General features: G+C 60.6%; 21 protein-coding genes and 4 pseudogenes. 8 read left to right on the top strand and 17 right to left on the bottom strand.

Annotated features, from left to right (window positions below; genetic code table 11):
* Positions 1-144: 144 nt before the first annotated feature.
* The 5 genes from B0G57_RS00215 to B0G57_RS00240 form a co-directional block, all read right to left on the bottom strand.
* The gene (locus B0G57_RS00215) at positions 145-2604 is read right to left on the bottom strand and encodes a TonB-dependent receptor plug domain-containing protein (RefSeq protein ID WP_018438537.1); all 2460 of its coding nucleotides are present in this window, start codon (positions 2602-2604) and stop codon (positions 145-147) included.
* Between the two features lie 189 nt (positions 2605-2793).
* Positions 2794-3735, bottom strand: coding sequence for an ABC transporter substrate-binding protein (locus tag B0G57_RS00220; protein ID WP_018438538.1), 942 nt, complete (start codon positions 3733-3735; stop codon positions 2794-2796).
* A gap of 52 nt (positions 3736-3787) precedes the next feature.
* Complete coding sequence (locus B0G57_RS00225) at positions 3788-4345, bottom strand: GNAT family N-acetyltransferase (protein WP_018438539.1); 558 nt, start codon at positions 4343-4345, stop codon at positions 3788-3790.
* Between the two features lie 237 nt (positions 4346-4582).
* Positions 4583-5587, bottom strand: a complete 1005-nt coding sequence (locus tag B0G57_RS00230; RefSeq protein WP_018438540.1) for a succinylglutamate desuccinylase/aspartoacylase family protein — start codon at positions 5585-5587, stop codon at positions 4583-4585.
* A 1087-nt stretch (positions 5588-6674) separates the two neighbouring features.
* Positions 6675-7154, bottom strand: coding sequence for an SRPBCC family protein (locus tag B0G57_RS00240; RefSeq protein ID WP_018438542.1), 480 nt, complete (start codon positions 7152-7154; stop codon positions 6675-6677).
* A 360-nt stretch (positions 7155-7514) separates the two neighbouring features.
* On the opposite strand from B0G57_RS00240, the pseudogene B0G57_RS00250 reads away from it, so the two are divergent.
* The 4 genes and pseudogenes from B0G57_RS00250 (at position 7515) to B0G57_RS00265 (ending at position 11869) form a co-directional block, all read left to right on the top strand.
* A pseudogene (locus B0G57_RS00250) lies at positions 7515-10267 on the top strand (UPF0182 family membrane protein).
* Positions 10268-10388: 121 nt separating this feature from the next.
* Positions 10389-11021 carry a class I SAM-dependent methyltransferase gene (locus B0G57_RS00255; protein ID WP_026229273.1) on the top strand — a complete coding sequence of 211 codons (633 nt, stop codon included), beginning with the start codon at positions 10389-10391 and terminating at the stop codon, positions 11019-11021.
* Positions 11022-11195: 174 nt separating this feature from the next.
* Positions 11196-11450, top strand: a complete 255-nt coding sequence (locus B0G57_RS00260; RefSeq protein WP_018438545.1) for a FitA-like ribbon-helix-helix domain-containing protein — start codon at positions 11196-11198, stop codon at positions 11448-11450.
* The gene (locus tag B0G57_RS00265) at positions 11447-11869 is read left to right on the top strand and encodes a type II toxin-antitoxin system VapC family toxin (protein ID WP_018438546.1); all 423 of its coding nucleotides are present in this window, start codon (positions 11447-11449) and stop codon (positions 11867-11869) included. The genes B0G57_RS00260 and B0G57_RS00265 overlap by 4 nt, the downstream gene beginning before the upstream one ends.
* Positions 11870-12337: 468 nt before the next feature.
* Here the strand turns inward: B0G57_RS00265 and B0G57_RS00270 are convergent, their stop codons facing one another.
* The 5 genes from B0G57_RS00270 to B0G57_RS00290 form a co-directional block, all read right to left on the bottom strand.
* Positions 12338-12763 carry a VOC family protein gene (locus tag B0G57_RS00270; protein ID WP_018438547.1) on the bottom strand — a complete coding sequence of 142 codons (426 nt, stop codon included), beginning with the start codon at positions 12761-12763 and terminating at the stop codon, positions 12338-12340.
* Positions 12764-13073: 310 nt separating this feature from the next.
* Positions 13074-13256, bottom strand: coding sequence for a hypothetical protein (locus tag B0G57_RS31520; protein WP_018438548.1), 183 nt, complete (start codon positions 13254-13256; stop codon positions 13074-13076).
* A gap of 36 nt (positions 13257-13292) precedes the next feature.
* Entirely contained in the window at positions 13293-14669 is a 1377-nt protein-coding gene (locus tag B0G57_RS00280; RefSeq protein WP_223258571.1) for an MFS transporter, read from the bottom strand.
* Complete coding sequence (pxpB, locus tag B0G57_RS00285; RefSeq protein ID WP_018438549.1) at positions 14666-15415, bottom strand: 5-oxoprolinase subunit PxpB; 750 nt, start codon at positions 15413-15415, stop codon at positions 14666-14668. The genes B0G57_RS00280 and pxpB overlap by 4 nt, the downstream gene beginning before the upstream one ends.
* A 2-nt stretch (positions 15416-15417) precedes the next feature.
* Positions 15418-15879, bottom strand: a complete 462-nt coding sequence (locus B0G57_RS00290) for a biotin carboxylase domain-containing protein (RefSeq protein ID WP_018438550.1) — start codon at positions 15877-15879, stop codon at positions 15418-15420.
* On the opposite strand from B0G57_RS00290, the pseudogene B0G57_RS00295 reads away from it, so the two are divergent.
* Positions 15877-16581 (top strand): annotated as a pseudogene (locus tag B0G57_RS00295) (LysR substrate-binding domain-containing protein); the annotation flags it as partial. The gene B0G57_RS00290 and the pseudogene B0G57_RS00295 overlap by 3 nt on opposite strands.
* 324 nt (positions 16582-16905) lie before the next feature.
* On the opposite strand, the gene B0G57_RS00300 reads toward B0G57_RS00295, so the two are convergent.
* From B0G57_RS00300 to B0G57_RS00310, 3 genes are all read right to left on the bottom strand, one after another.
* Positions 16906-17523 (bottom strand): hypothetical protein, encoded by a 618-nt coding sequence (locus tag B0G57_RS00300; RefSeq protein ID WP_018438552.1) that lies wholly within the window; start codon positions 17521-17523, stop codon positions 16906-16908.
* A 187-nt stretch (positions 17524-17710) separates the two neighbouring features.
* Positions 17711-18283, bottom strand: coding sequence for a hypothetical protein (locus B0G57_RS00305; protein WP_018438553.1), 573 nt, complete (start codon positions 18281-18283; stop codon positions 17711-17713).
* Between the two features lie 233 nt (positions 18284-18516).
* Positions 18517-19920 carry an MFS transporter gene (locus tag B0G57_RS00310; protein WP_018438554.1) on the bottom strand — a complete coding sequence of 468 codons (1404 nt, stop codon included), beginning with the start codon at positions 19918-19920 and terminating at the stop codon, positions 18517-18519.
* Positions 19921-20049: 129 nt separating this feature from the next.
* Between B0G57_RS00310 and B0G57_RS00315 the strand changes: the two genes are divergently transcribed.
* Positions 20050-20991 (top strand): LysR family transcriptional regulator, encoded by a 942-nt coding sequence (locus B0G57_RS00315; protein ID WP_018438555.1) that lies wholly within the window; start codon positions 20050-20052, stop codon positions 20989-20991.
* A 92-nt stretch (positions 20992-21083) separates the two neighbouring features.
* Positions 21084-21195: pseudogene (locus tag B0G57_RS30725) on the top strand (2-hydroxycarboxylate transporter family protein); the annotation flags it as partial.
* Positions 21196-21268: 73 nt separating this feature from the next.
* Here the strand turns inward: B0G57_RS30725 and B0G57_RS00320 are convergent.
* Entirely contained in the window at positions 21269-23173 is a 1905-nt protein-coding gene (locus B0G57_RS00320; RefSeq protein ID WP_020565956.1) for an AAA family ATPase, read from the bottom strand.
* A gap of 213 nt (positions 23174-23386) precedes the next feature.
* Here B0G57_RS00320 and B0G57_RS00325 point away from each other — a divergent pair, with 213 nt between their 5' ends.
* Positions 23387-23548, top strand: a complete 162-nt coding sequence (locus B0G57_RS00325) for a DUF1328 family protein (protein WP_020565957.1) — start codon at positions 23387-23389, stop codon at positions 23546-23548.
* A gap of 121 nt (positions 23549-23669) precedes the next feature.
* On the opposite strand, the pseudogene B0G57_RS00330 reads toward B0G57_RS00325, so the two are convergent.
* The 3 genes and pseudogenes from B0G57_RS00330 to B0G57_RS00340 form a co-directional block, all read right to left on the bottom strand.
* Positions 23670-23825: pseudogene (locus B0G57_RS00330) on the bottom strand (hypothetical protein); the annotation flags it as partial.
* Between the two features lie 27 nt (positions 23826-23852).
* Positions 23853-24839: a PRC-barrel domain-containing protein gene (locus tag B0G57_RS00335; protein WP_026229276.1), complete on the bottom strand. Its 987-nt coding sequence runs from the start codon at positions 24837-24839 to the stop codon at positions 23853-23855.
* Between the two features lie 172 nt (positions 24840-25011).
* Positions 25012-25434 carry a DUF4148 domain-containing protein gene (locus tag B0G57_RS00340; RefSeq protein ID WP_020565958.1) on the bottom strand — a complete coding sequence of 141 codons (423 nt, stop codon included), beginning with the start codon at positions 25432-25434 and terminating at the stop codon, positions 25012-25014.
* Between the last annotated feature and the right edge of the window lie 158 nt (positions 25435-25592).

Below are 25592 nucleotides of genomic sequence, written 5' to 3' on the forward strand. Positions count from 1 at the left end.
GCACGCGAATCCGCGCGACAAGAGGTTGAACGGGTACGATTCACCGCATCAACAGAGCAATACCGATTATGGTGAATGGCTCTTCCCGGCGTTGCGATAAATCGTGCTATCGATAGCAGCGCATGGCGCGCATCGTTTCTTCAGTCAAAACTGATATCGCGCGCGCAAATAGTAGAAGCCGCCGTTCGGGCTGATCTGTGAACCCGTGCCGTCGTACTGGAGACCCTCCAATTGCGCGATGACCGGCAGCTTGTTCGGATAGGCGTCGAACAGATTGTTAGCGCCGACCGCGATTTGGAAGTGGTGCGTAATGTCGTAGCGCACTTCAAGGTCGGTGATGTACTTCGCCGAGTTGTGGAACTCGAGGAAGTTTGTCGTCGAGAACGCGTTCGGTCCGCTGAAATACGTGGCCTGCGTCGTGGTCGGGCCATAGCGCGTTTCATGTAGGCTCACCGCCCACTTATCGAGACGCCAGGTGCCGCCGACGATGATCTTGTTCTTCGGCGTCGCGGTAGAAAGCCACGCGATCTGCTGCGCGTTGAGCGTCGACTGGCCGTTGACGCCGGTCGCGACCTTCGTAACCGACGTGTTGTTCACGTTCACGCCTAGATCCCAGTCGACCTGCCCCCACGGACCGAAGCTCGAGTGATAGGTGCTCGTCAAATCGAGGCCCGTGGTGCGCGTGCTCGCGCCGTTCGTGAAGTAGCTCGCCGACACCGCACTCGCGGGCACGGTCGACGGAATCGCGATGCCCGCCGCCTGCATCGCGGCGATGGCTGCCGCGCCCGACGCCGTGCCGCCGGCGACGATGCGATTGCGGATATTGATCTGGTACGCGTCGATCGTCACGTTCAGGCCTTGCACCGGATTCAGCACGAGCCCGAGGTTGTAGTTGGTCGACTCTTCAGGCTTGAGCGGCGTCGCGCCGATCAGCCGCGCCGCCGCCGAGTTGGCGGCGAGAAGTCCCTGTGCTGATTGAGGCGACACATTCAAGTTGGTGAAATACTCCTCGGCCAGCGACGGCGCGCGAAACCCCGTGCTGATGCTGCCCCGCAACGCGATCTGCGGCGTGAAGTCGTAGCGCGTCGAGATCTTGCCGTTGGTCGTATCGCCGACCTCGCTGTAATGCTCATAGCGGCCCGCGAGCTCGATCTGCCATTTCGGCGTGATCCGCGTAGACAGGTCGATATAGGTGCCGAGCACGTCGCGCGAGTTGTTGCTGGCGCTGACCGGCGCGAAGCCCGGCAACGCTTGCGCCCCACCGTCGAGATACGAAGCGGGCTCGCCCGCGCCGACCGCGTAGGTCTCGTGTCGGTGCTCCACGCCCACCGACACGTTGAGCGGCGCCGGCAGCAACGCGAAATGGAATGGCCGCGAGAGGTCGAGGTTGTTGGTCCACTGTGTATTCTGCAGGCTGCCCAGGCGAAAGCTCGTCGGCGTCGAGCCGGTGGCCGTGAACAGGCCGGTATTGGCGGAATCCACCATGCCGAGGCCAATGTAGTCGCCGCCATACGTCGTGCTCAAGTCCCACGACCAGCCGAACAGATGCTCGCCCTTCGCGCCTGCAGTGACCGAGTAGTCGTTCTCGTTGATGGTTTCCTGCGGCGTGAAACCGTTCGGATACACCGCGGGCAGCAAACTCGGCGAACGGATGTTCTGATACGCGGCAGCGTTGCGGTGTGCGTAGGTGCCGAAGCCGTAAAGCTCGACGTTGTCGCTGACGAAGTAGCCCGCATTGAAGCCAACCACTTCGCGGGTGTTGGACGGGTCGCCTTCGATCGGGTTCGGCAAGCCATTCGGGACCGTGCCGAAATCGTTGTCAAACCCCGTGCGCACCGTGTGGTTCTGCCGGTCGTATTCGGCGCTCAGATCGACGAAGCCGTTCTCGCCGAGCGCGATGCCGGTGCTCGCCGAATTGCTCTGCTTCAGGCCGTCGCCTTTGTAGGTTTGGCCGGTCGTGTTGTCGATCGAGCCGCCATGCGTGTTCGATTTCAGGATGATGTTGATTACGCCTGCGATCGCATCCGAGCCGTACTGCGCCGAAGCGCCGTCGCGCAGAATCTCGATGTGATCGATCAGGCCGACCGGAATCATATCGATGTCGACGCCGGTCGAGCCTTGCTGTGGTCCGGGGTCCAGAGAGATGTTCGCCGTGCTGTGGCGCCGCTTGCCATTCACGAGCACAAGCACATGATCGGGGGAGAGTCCGTGCAGAGTCAGCGCATCGGTCAGCAGGGCAGCATCGCCAGCATACTGCTGACGCGCGATGGCCGGCGACAGCTGCACCAGCGCGTCGCGCAGGTTGGTCTGACCTGTGGCCTGCAGCGCCTTGCCGCTTATCACGTCGACGGGGCTCAAGCTTTGCGCCGCTTTCTTGTCGGTCTCGCGCGTGCCCGTGCTGACGACGACATCCTGCACCGTGCCCGCGAAGGTCGACTGCTGTTTCGTTGCGGCCGCGCCACTCGCCGCAGCGGGAGCAGCGGCCGTCTGGGCCCGCACGGCCCCGCTGCTTGCCAGCATAAACGCAGCCAGCGCGAGTGCTGTCTTGCGTTGCGCGTGCCCGCCGGTGCGCACGCGCCCCCTGATTTCTGTCAATTTTTGCATTGGAATCGCTCGATTTCGTTACGCGCGGACGCGTCAAACCATTGCCGGAAAAAGACGGCATCTCGCTGTGATTGAAGGGAAATTCGCGGCGCTGCAGCGGCCGTCGTCCCACCGGCATTGATTTGCATACCTCATCATCAATGGCGGATGGGCGGCTGCATGGCAGCCGTCATGAAACTCGTCGAGCCGTCAGGTCTTGGGCAGACCCGGCGGATTCGTCTGCGCGCGTTCGAGTGCTTCCGAGTCGAGATTCCAACGCTCGAGCACCTGACGATACTTGCCGTCCTCGATCAAGTCGTTCAGCAGGATCGTCAGCGGCGCCGCCAAGCCGCTGCCCTTGCGCGTCGCGATCGCGACCTCGGCGGTGCGCGGCCAGCCGCCGCTGATCGCGCCGACGGAGCGGATCTTGCCCTGCTGCGCCTCCTCGTAGGCGAGCAGCGCGTTCACGCTCAGGATCACGTCGGCCCGCCCCGACAGCAAGGCCACCGTGCGCACCGCGGCGTCGTCGTAGTACTGCACCTGCACCGGCTTCAATCCGCGCGCGACGTTCTCCTTGTCCCATTCGAGCAGGATCTTTTCCTGGTTCGTGCCTGCGTCGGTGATCACGCGCAAGCCCGCGATGTCTTTCGGCTCCCGGATCGACTTGATTGCGCTGCCGCTCGCGACGTAGAAACCGAGCTGATCGCGCCGATAGGTCGAAAAGTCGAATTTGTCCTTGCGCTCCTCCGTCACCGTCACGTTCGCGATCACGGCGTCGACCTTGCCCGACTGAAGCGCGAGCGGCCAATCCGGCCACGACAGCGCGACGATCTTCAGCTTGCGCCCGAGGCCATCCGCGACGAGCTGCGACAAGTCCGGATCAAATCCGACGAGCGTCTTCGCATCGGTTGCATAGGTGCCGAGCGGTGGCAAGCCCGCCACCACGCCGACGGTCAGCGCATCCTTGCCGACAAACGGAAACGCCTGCGGGACAGCGCCGATCGCGGCCGCATCGGTTGCCGCGCGTACGCGCCCGACCTGCTGCGGACTGAGGTCCAGCGGATGCGCCGCCAACGCGGCATCCGATGCGCCGAGTGCGAGCGCGAAGAACGCGGGCGCGAGCCTGCGCGCCAAGTAGTGACCAGGATTCATGATGGTGTGAAGGCGAGTGGAGAAGGCGGACCGAGGCGGTGCAAAGCCGCCGTTACTTATTGAAGCCGAGCGGCTCGAGCGGGCGTAGATCGTCGAGCGAATCGGTCCGTCCAGGGTCGAGCAGATCCTTGCCGAACGGCAACACCAGATGAATCTCGGGCGCAATCGAACGATCGAACAAGGGAGTGTAGCCGGCGTTCGTGTACAGCGCCCAGGCTTCCGGCTGCTTGAATCCGGTGGTCAGGTAGATGCGCCGATATCCCTGGCGCAGCGCACGCACTTCGAGCGCATCGACGACGCGGCGCGCGAGGCCTTGGCGGCGCAGGTCGACATGCGTCCAGATCCGCTTGAACTCGGCGGTATGCGCGTCCTTGCGCTTGAATCCGCCCCCGCCGATGGTTTCGCTGTCGCGCACCAGCACGATGAACGCGCCATCCGGCGGCGCGAACAATTCGGCCGGATAACGCGCAAGCTCGGCGGCTGCGGCGGTATCGCTATCCGCGCGATATTCGCGGTAGCGGGTCGCATATTCGTACTGCAATGCGTTGATTAGAGGCCGTGCGGCCGGATCGAGCGGGGAAACATCGACAATGTGGTCATTCGTGGCCATCGTTTAAGCGCCCAGGATGAGCCGGCCGTTCGGAAATCATCCGAATCGCCCGGTTTTATTCATCGTTTCTTAATTGCTGGTTCAGTGAATTTGCAGTAAGTTTAAGAAACAATACCCGAGCGTTACTCGCCAATTAACCAACTTTTTTCGATATCGATTTCGCGCGTTGCCCCATATCGACTGCATGTTTCCGGTTTCGTTGCGTCCGCATCGATACGGGGGTTCGGATGGCGAGCATCACTCGTCCGGCTCGGCAAGATGGAGCAGACAATCGCCACGCTGCACGGCCGCCGTTGCGCGCTTGCAAACCACGAGCCCGGCGGCCCCGAAATGCAGCGTGACCGGTTCGCGCAATGGCGTATCCGGAAAGTGAATCCGCGCGGCGGGCTGATCGGCTTCGACTGCTTCGCCCAGTTCAACAAGCGGCTCATAGACGCCGCGCTCGTACGCGTACACGTAGTGCCGCGAGCCCGAGACGCGCATGAAGCGCGTCTCGCCCGGCGGCCGTGCGGGCACAAGCGGCCCGGTCAGCACGCCGATATGGCCGAGCAGATGCAGTAAGCCGTGCCGCGCTTCGCGCAGCAGCGCAGCTTGCACTGCGCCGCCGCCGCCCAGTTCGGTCAGGATCGAGATCGCGCCCTGGCGGCGCGCCGCCGTCGAGGCATGCACGGGATTGGGCGGATGCAGGAACGCGCGCGGCAGGCCGAACGCCGTAAGCAAGCCATGCAGCCGGTCGCGCTCTTCGGCGTCGCGCGGCTCGATCGCCAGCATGTTCGCGCCGTCATAGACGAGCGAGCTGCCGCCGGAGTGTAGATCGATCAGGTACTGCACGCGGGAGAGCAGCGTGTTCTCGATGTAGTCGGCGATGACCTGGGTAGGCGTGCCCGCCGGATCGCCCGGAAAGCTGCGGTTCAGGTTGCCGCCATCTAGCGGCGAGGTGCGCAGGCCCGCTTCCGCAGCAGGAAAGTCCGCCATCGGCAGGAAGATAATCTGGCCACGCACCGCTTGCGGGTCGATTTCGCGCATCATTTGCGAGACAAGGATTTGGCCTTCGTATTCGTCGCCGTGGTTGCCCGCCATCAGCAGCACACTCGGGCCCTTGCCGTTGCGTATTGAAGCGATCGGGACCGGAATCCAGCCGTACGCGGACCGGTGCACCGAATGCGGCAAGCGCAAATAGCCGGTATGAAGGCCGTCCGCATTCAGATCGATTTCGCTTCGAATGGGGTTGGCTTCGGTCATAGATGTCGGAAAGAAGTTAGCACGAGGCAATTCTCTTTCAAGCCGGACCGGCGCACCACCAACGATTTCGAAATACCATGCCAGTTTGCCCGATAAGCGCGGGTAGTGTGCGCTGATGAGGAGTGGAAGCCTTACGCCGGCCCGATCAGATGCAGACACTGCGTGAAGCAGTGGCGTCGCTCTCTGGGCCGATGTCTTGTTAAAAGCTGGCGTCTTTGACCGCGAGGACAAACCGCCGGTCCGTCATCGCCTACCCTTTGCTGAACGACGCGCTGCGGCGGTCCGGCTTCGTTCGATAGCCTCCGAGCACGTATTTACCGCTGAAAGCATGGCCTACAGGTAACTCCGTTGTCGCATTTGCGCGACAAACTAATTAGTTTTTTTAAGCTGCCTGCGAGCGAGTACATTAATGAGTACAAGCTGTGATTCACTTCACGAAATTTATCTTAATATCAGTTACATAGCCGCGAAGTCAGAGTCCTCTCCTGGGCACCAAGGATTGAAACAAAGGCCAAGTCTTCGTGACTTGGCCTTTTGTTTTCAAGGACTTGCAGGGCTCCTTGTTCCTTGCGATGACGCGATTGGCGTAATTTTTGGCGTAATGGCGTACGAGACCGCCGGCGTCGTCTGAAGCGCCCTTATCCACCCACCTTCGACGCCAGAATGGCGTGGGGCATCAAGAATAGGGATCATCGAACCAGCTCATCAATAGCATCGCCCCCTTCAGCACGAAACGGTCAGCGTGGCGGGATCGACTTAGCCGAAACAGAAGGCGTTCCAGAGCGAAACGCGTGAGCACCAGATCGAAGCTCTGGCCGTTCGCCTTCGAAAACTGCGCGTCACATCCTGGTCTGCCGCTTCTGCCTTGCGTTGCCGTCGCTGAGATGGATCTCATCTTCCCGGTGCCAAACGTCAAAAAGGCGTCCCGTGCCTTCGCTTTTTTGCTCCGCAATTTTTTGTCCGGATATTTGCCGGAACCGAGAGCGCACGGTCACTGCCATGTGGGTTTATGCTTAAGTACCTTGTGCTCCTCGGCTGCATTGCTCTTTCGCTGCTCTACAACACGCGGTAAGGCTCAACGGGCGCGCTATTCGATATCGATGAGACGTGACTCGAGCAGGCGCGCGAGAGCCAGGCCACCTTCGCGCATGATTGAATCGTGATTCCAGCGGAATGCTAGCCGCGCGAGCGGCGCGAGCGCGACCGCGTTCATCCAGGCACTGGCAGTCCTGACGTGCCAGTCGTAGCGCACCACAGTGCGGCTGCCGTCGGCTGCGAAATGCCAGCGTCCCACGCCTTCCAGCGCGCCGCTGGCCTCTCCCTCCAGCGCAACGAGGGGCGCGACGCGCGTGACGCGCACGTCGATGATCACACGATAGGGCAGCACTCCCTTCCACGTGTAACGATGCACGGCGCCCAGACCGTCGGCCCCGCCTGCTTGCAACTCGCGCACCGCTTCGACATTCTTCCACCACCTCGGCCAATTAATTGAATCGTGGATCGCGTCCCACACCGGCTGCACCGGCGCCTCGATGCACCACAAGGTGGTCAAACTGAATTCCGCCATCGTTCTCTTCCTCCTTGTTTGCGATACGGCTACCCGTCTTTGCAGGCCGCCCCCGCGCATCCGGGTATGTTCGCGCGAGCATCGTGGGGCGAAGCCGTGCTGCAAATTCACCCATCATCCACGGCCGAGTACGTTCGAGTATAGGAGGCGGCGATGCGCATACTGATGATCGGGGCCACAGGGCTTTTGGGCCCGGAAACCGCGAGGCTCTTGTCCCACGACCACGAGGTAATCGGCGCAAGCAGCTGAGGCCCGAGCGCGATACCGGCGGTAGCCGCTCCACTCCCGGGCCGTCCCAAGGGTGCACAATAGTCCCATCGCGGCCGATCAACGCCGCGCTTCGGTAAAGGAGCATGGTCGATGCGTTCGCGAGCGACGTTCGTGAGCTTAAGACTTAATGCGATCACGATTGCGGTCATCATAGGCGTCCTCATCATCGCCGGACGCCTGGTTAGCGTGCTGGTCGACTGGCTCTGGTTTTCATCGATCGGCTATGTCGACGTCTTCTGGACGATCGTCGACGCCAAGGTACTGCTCTTCGTCGCAGCCTTTGCCGCAACGACCGCCGCGCTTTGGATATCGGGAAACTTGGCGCTCCACTATGCCGCGGCCTCCCGCGACCCGCATCCGGCGAAGATCTATCCGCGCGATGAGGCGCAACCGTTCTCCGATGTCGTCGATCTAATCGCCTCGCGCACCCCTTGGCGCTTGGCCCTCCTCGGCGGCGCCGTGGTGCTTGGATCGCTCATCGCCGCTATCGAGGTGTCCAACTGGGATATCGCACTTCGCTATCTCCATCAAGTCCCCGTCGGCAAGCGCGATCCAATCTTTGGCCACGACATCGGTTTTTATCTCTTCTCCCTGCCGGCGTACCTTGCAGTCAAGAACTGGCTCCTATTGCTGACCCTCGGATGCACGCTCATCGCTGGCACGCTTTACATCGCACATGGCGACATCACCTTCGAACCGGCGCCAATTGCGTTCTCCCCCGCTGCAATGGGGCACGGCTCCGTGCTGTTTGGTCTCTTCTTCGCGTTGAAGGCCTGGTCCTACTGGCTCGATCGCTTTCGATTGCTTTACGCCGAAAACGGAGTGCTTTCCGGTGCCGCTTAACAGATGTCCATGTCAAGTTGCCGGTTCTGTGGCTGCTTGCCGCCATCGCCGCCTTGGCATCCGTCGCCTCGCTGGCGAACATGCGCTGGCGCACCCACCGCGTGCCGGTCATTTCTCTACTTGCTGTCTTCGGCGGCTCGTTCCTGCTTTTGTTCATCTATCCGGCGCTTTTCGAGAGCCTCTACGTGAAGCCAAGCGAACTGCAGCGCGAAACGCCGTATATCGAACACAGCCTCGCGTTGACGCGAGCGGCCTACGGCCTCGACAAAATCGAGGTCACACAGTTCCCGGCCGAAGAGGATCTGGATCCCGCAACCCTTGCAGCCAATCGCGCGACCATCGACAACATCCGCCTTTGGGATGTGCAACCGCTCATGGACACCTATGCGCAATTGCAGGAGATCAGGACTTACTACAAGTTTCTCTCGGTGGACATCGATCGCTATCAACTCAGCACCGGCTATCGACAAGTCATGCTGTCGGCGCGCGAATTGGAGCCCGCACTGCTTCCCGCGAACGCCCAGACCTGGGTGAACCAGCATCTGCTGTTCACGCACGGCGATGGGGTCGTGATGTCGCCCGTCACCGAAAAATCAAAGGAAGGCTTGCCGTCGTTTTATTTGCGGGATATTCCGCCCGTCGCAAACGGGGGTCCCTCCATCGACGAGCCTCGGATCTATTTCGGTGAAGGCGAGGCCGGCTATGTCATCGTCAAAGGCAGCTTGCCCGAATTCGACTACCCGAAGGGAATGGAAAATGCCTATACGACGTATAACGGCCGCGATGGTGTTGCGGTCGGCAACATCGCGCGACGCGCTCTCTTCGCCTGGCGATTCGCCGACCTCAACATTCTGCTCACCAGCTACATCACTCACGCGAGCCGGATCCTGCTCTATCGCAACATTCAAGAAAGAGTCAGCAAGATCGCCCCGTTTCTCGCGCTCGATCACGATCCCTATATGGCAGTGAGTCATGGGCGACTGCTGTGGATACAAGATGCATATACCACCAGCCGCTGGTTCCCCTATTCGAAAGCGAGTACCGACCACGGCATCAACTACATCCGAAATGCGGTCAAGATCGTGATCGACGCCTATGACGGCACCGTCAACTTGTATGTCAGCGATCCGACTGATCCGATCGTGCGCACCTACGTGCAGATATTTCCGACTTCGTTCAAGCCTCTGTCGGCAATGCCGCTGGACCTACAGCGACACATCCGCTATCCAGAAGACCTCTTCCTGATCCAAGCGCAACGCTACGGCGCATACCACATGAACTCGCCGGAAGTGTTCTACAACCGCGAGGATCTTTGGAACTTCCCGCGAGTGCCGGCAAGTATCGATGAAGCGAGCGCGCAGGGCACCACGATGGCGCCCTACTACACGATCATGCGGCTGCCAGGACGACGCGAACCCGAGTTCGTGCTGATGCTGCCAATGGTGCCGAGCCAACGGGAGAACATGATTGCGTGGTTGGCCGCGCGATGCGATTCAGACGAATATGGCAAGCTCATCGCCTACACCTTTCCCAAGGAAAAGCTCATCTATGGGCCGTTCCAGATCGAAGCACGCATTCAACAAGACACAGAGATCTCGCAGCAAATCTCGCTGTGGAATCAGATGGGCTCGCGTGTGATCCGCGGACACCTCGTGGTGGTGCCGATCGGAAATGCGATCCTCTATGTCTCGCCGCTGTACTTGCGTTCAACCGCGGGGCAACTTCCCGAGCTGAAGCGCGTCATTGCTGCTTACGGCGATCGTGTCGTCATGGAGGAGACATTGAGTGCAGCGTTGGCGGCGCTCTTCAAGGAAGCCGCTCCGATGGCGATACCGCACGAGGGTACCGTGGACGCGCGCGCCCGTGCGGCACTCTCGCACTACAACCGCGCCATCGAACGGCTCAAAGCCGGAGACTGGAGCGGCTTCGGCTCCGAGCTCGACGCGCTACGGCCATTGCTCGAAGGGCTCGCGGCGGGTGGTGCGAAGGATCGGCGCTAGAGAAAGTGAGCCAAGAGAAAGCGGCTATCCCACTAGGAGTACAGTATGCTGCTGATGATACTTGGCCGAGGAGGACCGCAAGATTTTGCTTGCCCCCTTTTTGCGCTGGAGATCCATTTCCGTGAAACTCAACCCGCGCGAACTAGAAGACATCAGCGTCATCACGTTGCAGCACTACAACGCGCATGCGGAACAGTTCCTTGAAGGCACGCGCGACCACGATGTCTCGCAGAACATTGCGGCGTTGCTGCGCCACATCGATGCAGAGCCGCCTTTTGCGATTCTAGATTTTGGCTGCGGGCCGGGGCGGGATCTCAAAGTCTTCAGCGCGCTGGGCCATCGCGCGGTCGGGCTCGATGGGGCCGAGCGCTTCGTTGCAATGGCGCGCGCCGAGACCGGCTGCGACGTGTGGCAGCAGGATTTTCTGCGCCTCGACTTACCGCACGCACAATTTGACGGCATTTTCGCTAACGCCGCCTTGTTTCATGTACCGAGTCAGGACTTGCCGCGCGTACTTCGGCAGTTGTACTCGACGCTGAAGCCCGGGGGTGTGCTATTCAGCTCGAACCCACGAGGCGCGAATCAAGAGGGCTGGAGCCTCGGCCGTTACGGCGCTTACCATGATCTCGAAGCGTGGCGCCGATATATGGCGGACGCGGGCTTCGTCGAACTCGAGCACTATTACCGGCCCGCTGGCCTACCGCGCGAGCAGCAGCCCTGGCTCGCAAGCGTCTGGCGCAAGCCGTACAGATAGACCGCCTTGAGCGTCGCCAGCTTCGCCCGTGCCAAGCGCAACCTCGCCCGGGCCGAGCGTGCAGCGAGGAACCGCTCATGACGTCGTCCCAAGCGTATGACCGACGGCACAAACGACAGCTGACAGCAAAGTGCTATAATTGACGTCATTGAAAGCACGGATGGAGATTTGACAATGGCTGTTCTGACTGTACGCAACGTGCCGGACGAGGTGCATCGCGCCCTAAGGCTTCGTGCTGCGCAGCACGGGCACAGCACCGAGGCCGAGGTTCGAGCGATTCTTTCCAGCGCGGTAAAGCCAGAAAAGCGTGTGCGCTTGGGCGATGCTTTGGCGGCCTTAGGTCGCAAGGCCGGTCTAACCAATGAGGACTTGGCGATCTTTGACCAAACACGGGAGAAGACACCGGCTGAGCCGATGAGGTTTGAATGATCGTTCTGGATACCAACGTGGTTTCCGAAGCGATGAAACCTGAGCCGGACGCAACCGTTCGAGCGTGGCTCAACGAGCAGGCCGCCGAAACCCTGTACTTGTCGAGCGTGACGTTAGCCGAGCTGCGGTTTGGTATCGCGGTGCTGCCGACCGGTAAGCGCAAAAGCGCCCTAACTCATTCGGTGGATGGTTTGTTCGGCCTGTTTGAGGGACGTCTGCTGCCGTTTGACGTCAATGCAGCGCAGCACTATGCCGAGCTGGCAGCGACGGCAAGAAAGAGCGGGAGCGGCTTCCCGACGCCGGACGGCTATATCGCCGCCATTGCCGCCTCGCGAGGGTTCATCGTCGCGTCCCGCGATACCTCGCCCTACGAAGCGGGCGGACTGCAGGTTATTAATCCCTGGATCCCTACGACCTGATCTGCCCGATCAGTTGAATCGCGGGGCACCCGTCCCGTGTACCGGCGAAATTTTTGTACGGCTACAAGGCGGACGTGGGCTTAAATTCGCGCTTACGACTAGTCGAACAGCCTGCAAAGCCCCGCGATTGCGCAACCCATTGGACCAAAGGGTGCTCGCTGCATCCTTGCCATGTCACCCTGCCGCTCTTTTTGTCTCAACTTCGGATGACCGCGAAACTAAGCCAATCGAACGCAGATTTCCGTCGGTACAGTGTCATGTGCCGCTCCGAGCGTTGCGTTTGCGCGACAAGCGAGCGTCGTTGGCAAGTCAGCCCGAAATGAGTACATCAATGAGTATGCCGACAAGAGGCATTCAACTTAAACGCTGCGCGCGCTCGACATACGGAAGCCTTGCGGACGCACCTGCGCGCTGACCTCGGAGCACTAATAGCGCTTGAGTCAGAATGGCGTAGCGACAAATTGCGACTTATTTCGCGAACAGCTGGCTCATGTCCTTGAACGCCTTGAATTCAAGGGCGTTGCCGCACGGGTCGAGCAGGAACATCGTTGCTTGCTCGCCGACTTCACCCTTGAAGCGGATGTATGGATCAATGACGAACTTCGTGCCGAACGACTTCAGACGCTCGGCCAGCGCTTCCCATTCTTCCCATTTCAGCACGATACCAAAGTGCGGCACCGGCACGTCGTGACCGTCGACCGGGTTGCTATTCAGCTTTTCCTGCGACGGCGTCTTCGGCTGCTCGTGAATCACCAACTGGTGGCCATAGAAGTCGAAGTCGACCCATTGCTTGCTCGAGCGGCCTTCGGGGAGACCGAAAACTTCACCGTAGAACTTGCGTGCAGCAGGAAGGTCGTAAACCGGGATGGCGAGATGGAAAGGAGAGAGACTCATTTTTAAGCAAGACCAGTTGTAACGTGTTCGTCGCGCGATTTGCCCGAACGAACGTGATTATGGGAAGCAGCCAAGCCCGCTTAATACGGGCTTAGTCGCCATAGTGCGACTCGCAACATATAGCCTCATCGCATCTGTACCAATACTATGACGCGAGTCGCAAAAAGAAAAACAATATATTTTTTCCTTTACACAAAGAACATTGTTGATTCAAAAAGGCGCGGACGCGAGTATCGCCCTGCCGTCATGGCTCAGATAAGCCACAAATCCTCGGTGCGGATGCCCTCTGACGTTTTTTGAAGCGACTTGATTACGCCAATGCTTCGTCTGCAGTCTCACGGACCCGAACCGACGTCACGAACCCGATAATCGATGCGGCCACCAGAAGGAAGGCAGGGCTCAGCAGGTTGTGAGTCTGACCGATTATGGAAGTGGCGACGTAAGGCGTCACGCCGCCGCCCAGAATCGTGCCGAAGTTGAAACTGAACGCCATGCCCGTGTATCGAACCCGAGTTGGGAACTGTTCCGCTTACGTGGGATAGCCGACCGATTGAACGATGGGCATCGGCAAGGCAACGACGAACAAAGCGATAAGCGTCAGCACGGTGTTGTGCAGGTTCATCAATGCCATCATGGGAAACACCAGGATGGCGTAGGCGGCGAACCCGATGGACAGCACTTTCTTGCGGCCGATTCGGTCCGACAAGCCACCCCACATCGGCATCAGCATCGCCATCGTGATGCTTACTGCCGACATTGACCAGTACACCGTCGTCTTGTCGTACTTCAGGTAGGTGATCAGGTAGATGCTCATGAACACAAAGCCAACCCAATACCCGACGTTCTGCGCGAAAGAAATCAAGAAGACTCGGAGCATTGCCGGGCGATGGTTGCGCAGCACATCCGAAAGAGGCGCTTTCACGGGTTCGCTCGTCTCGACCGCGCGACGAAACATGGTCGACAACGCCCCCCACGCTGCAAACGTACGCGAATTCAGCCGCTCCTGGTCCGCTGAGCGTCCGCGATGCTGATAACACTGAACCGGACCGACTCTCCCGGCATCCTTTGAGCGAGTCGCGGCAGAGTCCGCTGCGCATACGTGCGCGATTTTCGGGTAACCCCCTGTGGTTTGACGGTCCGCCATCAGCACGATGGGATTGCCGTCAGCCGGCACTTGAATCGCACCGAACCCAAGCGCTTCCGATTTCATCTGCGTTGGCTGCCTCAAATCGAGCTTAGGACCTTCCAGGCGAAAGCCCATCCGGTCGGATTGCGGCGTCAGGCGAAACGCTTCCTGCTGGAATGCTTCCTGCGAAGCCGCATTAAAGAGCTCCCATTCGCGTCCGACGATGACTCGGATGGAAGCATCGGCATCCCAAAGCACGTCTTGGCTCAACGCTGCGAGCTGCGGGTTTGGCAACTGAACGTCGGACTTGGCTGCATCCTTCAACTCAATCACGCTGCCCTTAGCGAGAGCGCGGCCTGCGAAGCCGCCGTAGCCGCCTCGCGCGAAGAGGCTCGCGCTCCCCATGATCAGGTCGGCGTGGTAGCCGCCGCGAACAGCGATATAAGCTCGCACACCCGAGCGACGCTTTCCGAAAGCCAGTTCGCTGCCGGCGGTCACGCGCGTTGCCTTATTCAGCGCCAACGGTTCGCCGTTCAGCTTCGCGTCGAGGTCCGCGCCAGTGACAGCAATGACCGCGTCGGAGGTGAAACGCAGTGTCGGTCCCATCAGCGTGACTTCCAACGTCCCTTCGCTCTGCGCATTGCCGACGAGGACATTTGCCAGTCGATGCGAACGCTCGTCCATCACTCCGTTGACGGGGACGCCGAGCTTCTGGAAGCCTCGTCGCCCCAGGTCCTGCAGGGTGGTCAGCGCTCCGGGTTTCAATACTTCAATGCTCATTGCGCTGCTCCTGCGTGTTCATTCAATGCGTCGAACTCAGCTGGGCTGATCGAGACAAAGCGGACTTTGTCGCCGGCATGGAGGAGACAAGGGTCGGCGCGCGACGGATCGAACATCTGCAACGGCGTTCGGCCGATAAGATTCCAACCGCCCGGCAAGGTCACCGGGTATATGACCGATTGGCGATTCGCGAGGCCGACCGATCCAGGCGCGACCGCGGTACGCGGCGTCGCACGGCGCGGCGGCGTGAGTTTGTCGTCCAGAAGTCCAATGTACGGATGGCCGGGGGCGAATCCAATCATCATGACGTCCACGAGTTCGCCAGAGTGCAGCTTCACCACTTCGTCGACCGACAGGCAGCAGGTCTGCGCGACCTCGGCAAGGTCAACGCCGTATTCGCCGCCGTAGCAGACGGGGATGTCAACCACGCGTCCACTATCGGTTGCCCCGTCACTGCTGTCGTTGACGACCTGTTCGAGCAAAGCCTCGACAACCTGATACGGAAGCTTGTCCGCCGAACTCAATTCTACGCGGTGCGGGTCGTAATGGACGCCGACCGTGGTCATCGCGGGGACGATGTCGTGAATGAACGGGTGGTTGCCGGCCGCAATTCGAGCGGCAATTTCACGGGTAACGCGATTCGCAGCCACCCGGTCGCTCGACCGCACCTCGACAATGACGGTTCGCTCGCCCGAATGACTCAGCCGGCATGTCGTTGAACCGTCGGTGCTGCTGATGCTGCTCATGCTTATACTCCAACGTGCACTTCACCGCTTGCGACTGCGAGCAGATTCGTGATTTCCCGCTGAACGAAGCCCGTATCGACGCGCCCCGCAACAAACTCAGGGTTCTGAATCAGCGCCGACAGAAAGGCGCCGTTATGTTTGATTCCGTCGATATGGAGCTGCGCGAGCGCGACGGTCATGACATCGAGCGCCTGCGTTCTGTCGGTTCCGAACGAGATGAGTTTTGCAATCATCGGGTCGTAGAACGGCGAGATGGAATCGCCGGCACGAACGCCGGTGTCGATACGCAGGCCTTTGACGGTTTCCGGCAAAACAAATCGCTCCAGCTTGCCTGGGGATGGCAGGAAGTTCTTGGCTGGATTCTCAGCGTACAGACGACACTCGACGGCGGCGCCGCGTCGGCGAATGGCGCGTTGCTCGAGACGCTTCAGATGACCGGCTGCCAACAAAATTTGTGCTTGCACGAGGTCCCATCTCAAGCCCAGGAACTCATCCGGATGTACAACAGCCTAGGAACAACGCCCGTCGATAGTCCGGTCAATGTGGTTGTAAACGTGGGTGCAATTGCTTCACTTCAGCGCTCGCTCCTACCCGACGCGCTAACGAGGTTTCATCGGCAAAGTCCCGAGGCTCGCTCACGTGTGATTCCCGGACTCTCGATGGAACTGGTCAACCTCGTCGACGCCGGTGAAATCGACATGGCGGCAATCATCCGCCCGCCGTTCTCTCTTCACAGTGATCTGCGCTGGACAACACTGGCGAGCGAGCCGTTTCGCCTGCTTGTTCCTCGGAACGCACCCGACGAAGATTGGGCGGGGCTCTTAGCGAGTCGGCCGTTCATTCGGTACGATCGCACGTCTTTTGGTGGACGACTGGTAGACCGTTTCCTGCGCAGGATGCACTTTTCGCTACACGAGGTGTGCGAAGTGGACGAACTGGAAGCCATCGTGCGGCTGGTCGCAAACGGGCTTGGCGTGGCCTTGGTGCCAGAGGTGGCAACGCATAAGCGATGGCCGGCAGCCGTCCGAGCAATCGATCTGGGCGAACACACCTTCCACCGTGACGTAGGACTCGTGCATCGAGCTCGCGGAAGCCTCAGTGAACCTGCGCGGTTGCTGACGAAGCTGATCATCAGCGTCGCAGGCGAAAGGTCGGGAGAGGAATAGTGTAGCCAGACCATCGCCCTTCGAACCCGCAATCTGACGTCCGGCGTGGCTTGGTCCGCAATAAGCCACGCGCCATGCTAACGCATGGTGTCAGATAGGTGGGCGAGGCGTTCAACTTTTGCTTTCGTTAATGCTTTGTGAACTGTGGTTCATACGGAACGAGAGACGTCGCTCCCCGGGGCGCGATGCGAGCACCTGGTTCGTACGGCGGGCGAGATCGGTGGCGGTTACAGTAGTCATGTGGGCCTTCGGTCAGAATAATACGCACTTTACGCAATTTGGGCGGCAAGGTCGCGAGCAGCAGACGAAATCCCCCACTAGGTTTCAACGTGGTTTCACAACCAACTGCATAACCTTTGAAAAGCACCGCCGAATCGTATTTTGGTAGCGCGGATCCTTCCGCTCATCGACAAGCAGAACGAGGAGCGAGAAACCCATCGGGAACAAACCAAAGAAAATTGCCGCTATGCCCATCGAGAGTTCGCGCTTCCATTCACCGCGCTCGGCGGCATCATTGCGAACGACCCACGACGGATGAGTGAGTGACGCGCGCAATTGGGTCGACGCGAGTGAACTGCAATAACGCGCGATGATCGCGGCTCGATCATGAGCGTCGACGACGGCTGAATCAGACGAGGCAGGATAAGTGGGGGCGTCGTTGGGTGACCAGAGATCGCTGTATTCCCGTTTCATGCCTTCGCCATACCTCCAAGTCGCGAAAAGCCGCCAGTAATACTCTCCGTTCTTTCGTTGAGACAAACTTGGGTCGCAACGTTCAAGCCGTGCTTCGGTGATCGGCCAGTTGCGAGCCTTCAGTAACAGAGCAGCATTAAAAAGGCCCGAACAGCCGCCGCCGAAGCTGAGCAGTCCCACAAACATCAGCATCAGGAAGAGCAGCAGCCGGGACGACGCGTGGAGCGATTTTCGAACAAACGTGAACATGTTTTTACGGCGTCAGGGACGTGATGTTTCCGGTCACAGTTGATAGATCGTAATCGCCTCTGTCACAAGACGCCCGTGTTCTGTTCAAGCGCGCGTGCGAGGATACGTGGATGTTTGCCCGATGCGTTGACGCAGTCGACATCGGCGCAACCGGCCGACGACCCTTCCGCCTCCCGATGACAAAACGTCAGTGTTCAGGAGGCCAAGCCTCGAATGTGACAGGTTTCGCGGGATTTTCGCGCGTCATCCGGGTTGTGTCCGGCGTGTTGCCGAGTGGATCGAAGGAGTTGAAGATATCGCTGTGAAACAACCAGGCGTGGCGCTGAGGCGCGTAACGGAACGTGATGAAATCGCTCCAATGAGCACCGCACGCGACACCGTTTTGCACCGTGAAATATTTCCCTTTGACGGCGATTCCGTTATCACCGTCTTCAAACGGGTCACACTGGCCGCCGTCGTTGGCGCGCAGCACGACCGCGTCATTGCGCGCGGCGCGCTTGTAGGTACCATCGGCTTTTTCCTCGAAAATCAGGAAAGGGCGTGGCGAGGGCGTATCCGCCGTATCCTTGTGTCGGTGGACAACGACGAGCCACGTGTGCCGCCCGCCATCGATCAGAGGGCCTGGCTCGAAGACCATCGGCTCGAAACCGGACGGTAGCTGCGAGGCGACATCGGCAGGCAGATCAGCTGCATACAGCCGGACCGAGGCCGAGAGCAGAAGCACGGGTACCACACGCAGGAAGCGTCTCATGAAAATCATCGGCTAACATGTTCCGCCATGCGATTGTCGACGGTGCATTTTAACGGGCTTCGCTCGCCGGGGTGCGAACCGGCGCAGGATCGAAATCACACTATCGTCTCCCGCTTGCCATGCTGGGCCTGTTACCTCCACATGGCACGCAACCGTCGGAGCCTGCTCGCGATGCGCGAAATCAGCCACGTGACCAGCAGCGCCAGTAGAAACCGGTCCACTATCTGCGGGCTTGCGCGCGGTCATCGGAGCGTTGAAGGCCTTAAATCGATCGACGCCCCCGCCCGCTTCAGAACCACGATGGCGATCAGCGCGCCGGCCACCATTCCGCCCCCCGCTATCATCGCGGCAGTGTGCAGGCCGCTGACTTTGTCGCTGACGGTTCCGACAAAGAGTGATCCGAATACGCCGACTCCGATCGCGCCTCCAATCTGGCGTGCTGTGTTCAGGACACCTGACGCGATGCCAACATATGGCGGATCGATATGAGTCAACAGCGCGACATTGATCGATGGCACGGCCAGCGCAACGCCGACGCCGATCGCGAGTAACGGCACCGTGATCGTCAGGTAACTGCTGCCTGCGCCGATCATCGTGAACGATAAAAAAAAGCCGGTCGCCGCTAGCGCCTGCCCGACCACCATCGGAAGACGGTAGCCGAATCGCGCGGCGAGGGCTCCGGATACGAGGTTGGCCACTGTCACGACGGCAGTCATCGGCAGGAACGCCAGGCCAGCTTCGAGCGGCGTATAGCTCTGTACAGTCTGGAAGAAAAGGCTCATCGCGAACATCAGGCCGTAATAGCCGAAGTTGAGGAGCAGACCGACGACGGACGTCACGTTGACCGCAGGTATCCGGAACAACAAAAGCGGCAGCATCGGATGTGGCTGTTGCCTTTCAACCATGACGAACAGTGCGCTAAATACGACGAAACCCGCGAGCCCCGTCATAACCGACGGACTTTCCCAGCCGAGCCTCCCGCTTTCGACGACGCCGAACGTCAGTGCGGCGAGCGAAATCACCCCCAATGCCTGCCCCGGCAAATCGATATGCCGCGCAGCATTGCGCGCCGAATCTGGCGCATGGGCCAGCGTCAGCCAGATGCCGACGACGCCAAACGGCACGTTGATCAAAAAGATGCTCGGCCAGCCGAAACGATCGACTAGCACGCCACCCACGACGGGGCCGGCTCCTAGCGCAAGTGCGGCCGTTCCTGCCCAAACGCTCACGGCTTTGGCTCGCGCCGTCGGATCGGGAAAGCACGTGTTGAGAAGTGAAAGCGACGAAGGCACGCATAGCGCCGCCGCGATGCCCTGCACTACCCGCGTTGCGATCAGCACGCTCGCACTAGGCGCGAGACCGCATGCGATCGATGCCAGCGTAAATAACGCAAGACCACCGACGAACACGCGTCTCGCGCCGAGCCGGTCTCCCAGCGCACCCGCGCTGAGAAGCAGGCTGGCGAACGCGAGCGTGTAGGCGTTGACTACCCACTCCAGCCCCGTTGAGCCGACGGATAGCGTCTTCCCGATACGTTCGAGCGCGACGTTCACGACCGTGACGTCGAGACAAATGATGACGAAACCAAGGCTGGCGGCGAGCAAGGCGAGGCGCGGCGATCGCGCGGAGGCGGATTGTCTGTCCATGATGGGCTGGGTTCGGTCCGGCGCGATACGAACGGAACCGTTCGATCGTTGGCCACGGCGCACTTTATTCCCGCTCTTTTGATTGATAAAGCGGATGTCGGTCAGCAGAGAACCAACTATTATTTGGTAATGGACCTTCTCAAGGCGATGACCATCTACGTGCAAGTAGTCGAGACCGGCAGCCTGACAGCTGCCGGGCTTGCCTGCGACCTGACGCCGACTATGGTCGGCAATCATCTGCAGGCGCTTGAAGCGCGGCTTGGCACTCGGCTCATACACCGCACCACGCGCAAGCAGCAGGTCACCGCGTTCGGGCAGGTCTATTACGATCGTTGCGTCGAAATACTCAACCTCGTGAGCGACGCCGACCGGCTCGCTCTCGACCATCACGCGACACCTCGCGGTCGTCTGCGTATTACCGCGCCGGTGATCTTCAACAACGAGTGCCTGATTCCCGCCATCGCGGATTATTGCGAGCGCTACCCAGAGGTTCAGTTGGACGTCGTGGCGACCGACGCCTTGTCGGACCTGATGGAAGACGGTTTCGAAGCAGCGATCCGCATCGGTACGCCCAGCACTCCTGATCTGGTTGCGCGCCCGCTGCAACCGTACCGGTTAGTGCTATGTGCTTCGCCCACATACCTCGCTTCGAAGGGCGTGCCGGCGACGCCGGAGGAGCTTCGAACTCACGAATGTCTCACCTACGCCTATCCGCCGCGCTCGGAAATGCGCTCTTCGCAACTGGATTGGACGTTGTTCGGACCGAATGGCCGCGTGAGCTTTCGGATCGCGGGGCGATTGAAAGTCGACAATGCCGACGCGCTACGCAGGGCCGCGCTTGCCGGAATGGGCATCGCGATGCTGCCGGGCATACTTATCGACGCGGACATTAAGGCCAAACGACTTCTCGAGGTGCTTCCGGACCACTCGCCCCCTGCCCGGCCGCTCAACCTGCTTTATTTGCGCGACCGGCAGATGACGCCGAAGCTTCGTAGCTTCGTTGAGTTCGTCGTAGAGCGTTTTGGCGATTCCGCAAACTCTGAGGCTTCCAACGGAACGCATGCTGGGTAACGAGTGCCGACGGAGAACGATGTACTTGTGACCGATGTGCGGACCTTTGCGTTCGCTACGCAATCAGACAACCGAGCGAACTGCGTAAGGCAAATGTCGCGATCTTGACAGCCGCCCCGAATGGAGTTGATGCAGTTCGCGCAGATCGCGACACGCATCGGCGGGGCCGTTACCGTGATGACCGCGCTGGCTGTCTTCGCTTAGCTGCGTTAGAAGTGAGCGCGTTGCTTGAGGCGTCTGCTGATCATCGCTAACCCACATTGACTACGAACCAGCGCTACGCCGTCAACACCCGCTCCGTTCCCTTCACGGCTGCCGCATGGTCTTCGATCAGGGAATAGACGGTTTCCCCTGCCACAGTCTCCCATTCGAGCAACCGGTCCGCAATCGCACGAAGCACCGGTTCATTCGCGCGAAGCAGCGAGTAGCACTCGTCGTTCAATTCCTTCAGCAGGGTATTGGCGTGTTGAATCGCATTCTTCAGTTGCAAACCGGCATATTGCTGCGGGAGCGCCGCGAGGCTGAACAGATTGCCGTCGACGTTGAATCCGAACTTTGAAACCATGTCGAGGCTGATCCGCGATGCCTCCTGCAGATCCTGCGCGGCACCGCTCGACGCCTCCGAGAGAACGAGCAATTCCGCGTTACGCCCGCCGAGCAGCACCTGGATCTCGTTGCGCATTTCCGTCTCGCGGTAGAGGTGCTTGTCCTGGCGCTTGGTCACCAGCGCCACGCCGAGTGCGCCGCCTCTCGGCATGATCGTAATCTCCTCGAGCACGCCCGTGCCGAGCAATGCAGCCACGAGGCCATGGCCCGCTTCGTGGACCGCGATACGCGTACGCTCTTCGTCCGACAGCGCGCGTTCAGCTCCGTTCACATCGCCGATGCGCGCAATCTTGATCGCCTCGATGAAATGCGTCGAGCTCACTTTGTCGTCACCGCATTTACGCGCAATCAGGCCCGCCTGATTGACGATCGTCGAGAGCGCCGCGGGCGACAAGCCCGTCGTCAGCCGGGCGAGCTGCTCGAAATCGAGATCATCCGCCTTCGACTTCAGCTTGGTAGCGTAAAAGCGTAGGATGTGCACGCGATCGTGGAGGTCGGGCAGGCGAACCTGCACCGTGCGATCGAAACGGCCCGGCCGGCGCAGCGCTTCGTCGAGATTGTCCGGGTGGTTCGTCGCGGCGACCACGATCACGCCCGCGTTCGATTCGAAGCCGTCCATCTCCGCAAGCAACTGATTGATGATGCGATTGCTCTCTGCTTCGACGGGACCCGCGCCGGCATCGGTGCGCTTGCCGAGACCATCGGCTTCGTCGATGAAGATGACGGTCGGCGCGTTCTTGCGGGCGAGCTGGAACAGGTGCTTGACTTTCTGGATACCGACGCCGTAGTACTTCGCGCTGAAGTAGCTTCCGGTGATGGCGATGAAGCTCGCCCCGCATTCGCCGGCAAGTGCCTGTGCGAGGCGCGTCTTGCCGACACCCGGAGCACCCGTCATCAGCACGCCGCCGGGCGCGCGCACCCCCATGCCGGTGAACTGCATCGGATCGGTCAGCCAAGCCTTCACGTCGGCGAGGGCGGCTTTGGCTTCGCCCGCGCCGATCACGTCGTCGAAGCTCAATTCGGGCGATTGCTGAAGCAGGCTCGCACCGCCTTTCATCTCGCGGCGCATGAACCATACAAGACCGGCCATCATGAGAACCGGAAAGATAAGCGTCAATGCGTCGCGTGTCCTGTCGATGACATCGGACCAGCGCACCGCGCCGATATCGACGTCGACATCCGGCAGCAAGATCAGTTGAAACGACGAGTCGCTCGCCGCTTTCATGATCGTGGGCATCAAGGCGCTCGCGAAGGCGGCGTTTTGGTCCGCGACGAAATACTTTCGGCCGTCTGTCGTCGAAACGAGAATCGCGTTCCGGCCCGCGCCGATTGCAGCGACATCGTGCCCCTGAATATCGCGCAACACCGTCGACGCGTCTTTTTCGTCGCGCGTCCAAGCCGACGAATCGTTTCGCATTTCATTCGCCATTCCCGTCAAGGAAGGACTGCCTTGAATGTAGCGCTCGTGCTGTTGCCAATGGAACCATACCAGCGCTGCCGCGAGCACCGCCGCGATCACGCCGAACGTCACGTATCTGCCGATGCGTGACCACCACGAATTTGTTGCCGGTTTCATTACGAGAACTTCCAGAACTTCTAGACCTTCGGACCACCATTAAGGTCTGATAAAACGGAGGGAAAATAAAATGCGACCCCGATTATGTGCGCTGCATCAACGCCATTATGCCAGCGCTGCACGGGTTCCGAAATGGCCAAATCGACGCGGGGAACAGCGTTTGCTCACTACCAAGTACGCCCGATCGAATGGGACCGGAACGGAGGAAGCATCATGCTGTACTACGCTCTGATATTTTTCATCATCGCCATCGTTGCCGCGGTATTCGGCTTTGGCGGAATCGCCGCCGGCGCGGCGAGCATTGCCAAAGTCCTGTTCTTCATCTTCGTCATCATCTTCGTCGTCACGCTGATCATGGGATTGGTCAGACGCTGAGGCCCCGGTACGCGAGCAAAGCCGCATCGCGATGCGACGCGGTTTGTGCTCGCCTTCAGCCGTTGCCGGCGGTCGCGCGTGGATAGCGGCCGGCCTTCCCCGCGATGGGCCGGCACGGCTGCTATTGAGTGATAGTCCCAGCGGTCGCGAGGTTTCTAGACGAATCGCCGACGTACACGGTTGATCCGCCGCTCGCGGGCGTCCACTGCTGCGCGTCCTTGTCCCAAGTGCTCAAGGGGTGATTGTTCGCTTTCGGATCGATGTTGATCGTCACGGTCTGAGAAGCGCCCCAACACTGCCCCTATCATTTCGGACTACTGGCAACGGCCGCCGCCTTCTCGCTGGCGCCGGCAAACGACGCGGGCGATGCAGGGGACGGCGGCGGTTGCGGTGCGGCGGCGATGAACGGCGATACCGCCTGCACGGGCTTATCGGCCGCGTACGGCGGCGAGGCGTTGACCTGCGCTTCATTCATGTCGGTTTGCGCATGCAGCGCCTTTTCCTTCGTGACGAAATGCAGCGCCGACCAGTTGACGGCGATCATATGGCGCGGCGCTATCCCGCTGCTGACATCCAGCACCACCGCTTGCGGGTGCGCGGCAGCGTCGATGAACACGTCGACCACGCGGCCAACCTCCGAACCGTTCGGGCGCTGCACTATCGCGTCGATTATGGGCAGCTCGGCCGGCGTGGGGGCGGGGTTCGGGTGGTCCGGCACGGGGTTGATCGTGATGGGCGCGGTCTTGGCGGCCGGATTCACGCGAATCGCAGACCATGGAAAGCTCGCCTTGCGATCGCCGACACCGAGAAAGCCCTGCAAGTTCACCACGATCTGGACTGGATTGCCGCTTGCGTCGGCCACCATGTCGACGGCTCGACCGACTACCTTGCCGTCGGGCTTTTGCACTTCGGTGCCGAGGAGCGCCCGCGTGCTGGCGCGGTCAATGAGCCGTGTCGTAATGAGCGGCTTAGGTACAGGCGCCGGTGGCGGCGGCGGCGGTGAAGGTGGCGGGGCCGGCGGCGCCACCTCCTCTGGCTTGCGTGGATGGAAAATGACGTGCTTCGGCTTCTTTGGCGCGGGCGCTTTCGCTTCCTCGGTCGTGCTTGCCCCTTCGACCGGTTCGGCCGGAGGCGGCGCGCTCGCCGCCACCTCGGGCTGCAGCATCACGGATTCTTCCACGATCGGCGCCGGCGGTCCGACGCGCGTGAAGCTGCAGCCCGAAAGCAGAGCGACCAGCACGGCGATCAGGCAGTACAGGGCCGCGACCGGACGTTGGAAACCGGGCCTCATCAGCTGGAACTCCCAGGACCCGAACCGACGCGCCAACGCGCGCGTCGGTCGGTGCAATCGAGTGCAATTCGAAAGAAGTGAATCCTGCACCCGAGTGTAACCCTCCCGCCATGGCTATTGCCATGCTGTCGATGGGTCTGATCTCAGCGGAACTGGAGCCCGACAAATTGCGCTATCTCCCAATGAAACCGGACGTGCACACAGGGAATCCGTGGCAGGTCGACGAGATTACGTCGGATTGCGGGCCTCCCGACATGGATGTCCCGCTCCTCGCGCCACCGACCGCCTCATTGGTCATCGCCGCGCCCGAGATATCGGCGACAGGTGCGCCCTCAGTAACGGATTGTCCGCTTTCGCCGCGTTGCGCCTGGACTCGCCGCTGGGCCACCTGCAGATTGTCGGGATAATGATTCCGGTCCGACGGGTTGTAGCCGGCCCCGATGAGCTCGGCCACCTCGGCCCGCACCTGCGCGCGCGTGACGGTCGTCTGCTGCTGCGCCGCTACCGGTACGGCGAATGCGCCAACGGCAAGCAATGAAATCATGGCGCGAAGCACCGGAACTGCGTGCGAGCTCAAATGAATCGAAGCTTTCATGATCAGTCTCCTGTGCCGTCCCGACGAGCGGCACCGGCCGCGGCGTTTCACCGAAACGCGGCACCAGTTCCTAGAGCGAGCCGGCCAAACACTAGTGGATAGTCCTTCACCTCGTGTACCGGCATCGCTCTGGGTCGCAGTGCGCTCGCGCGGTCACA

It is taken from the genome of Trinickia symbiotica (assembly GCF_002934455.1).
Classification (GTDB): Bacteria; Pseudomonadota; Gammaproteobacteria; order Burkholderiales; family Burkholderiaceae; genus Trinickia; species Trinickia symbiotica.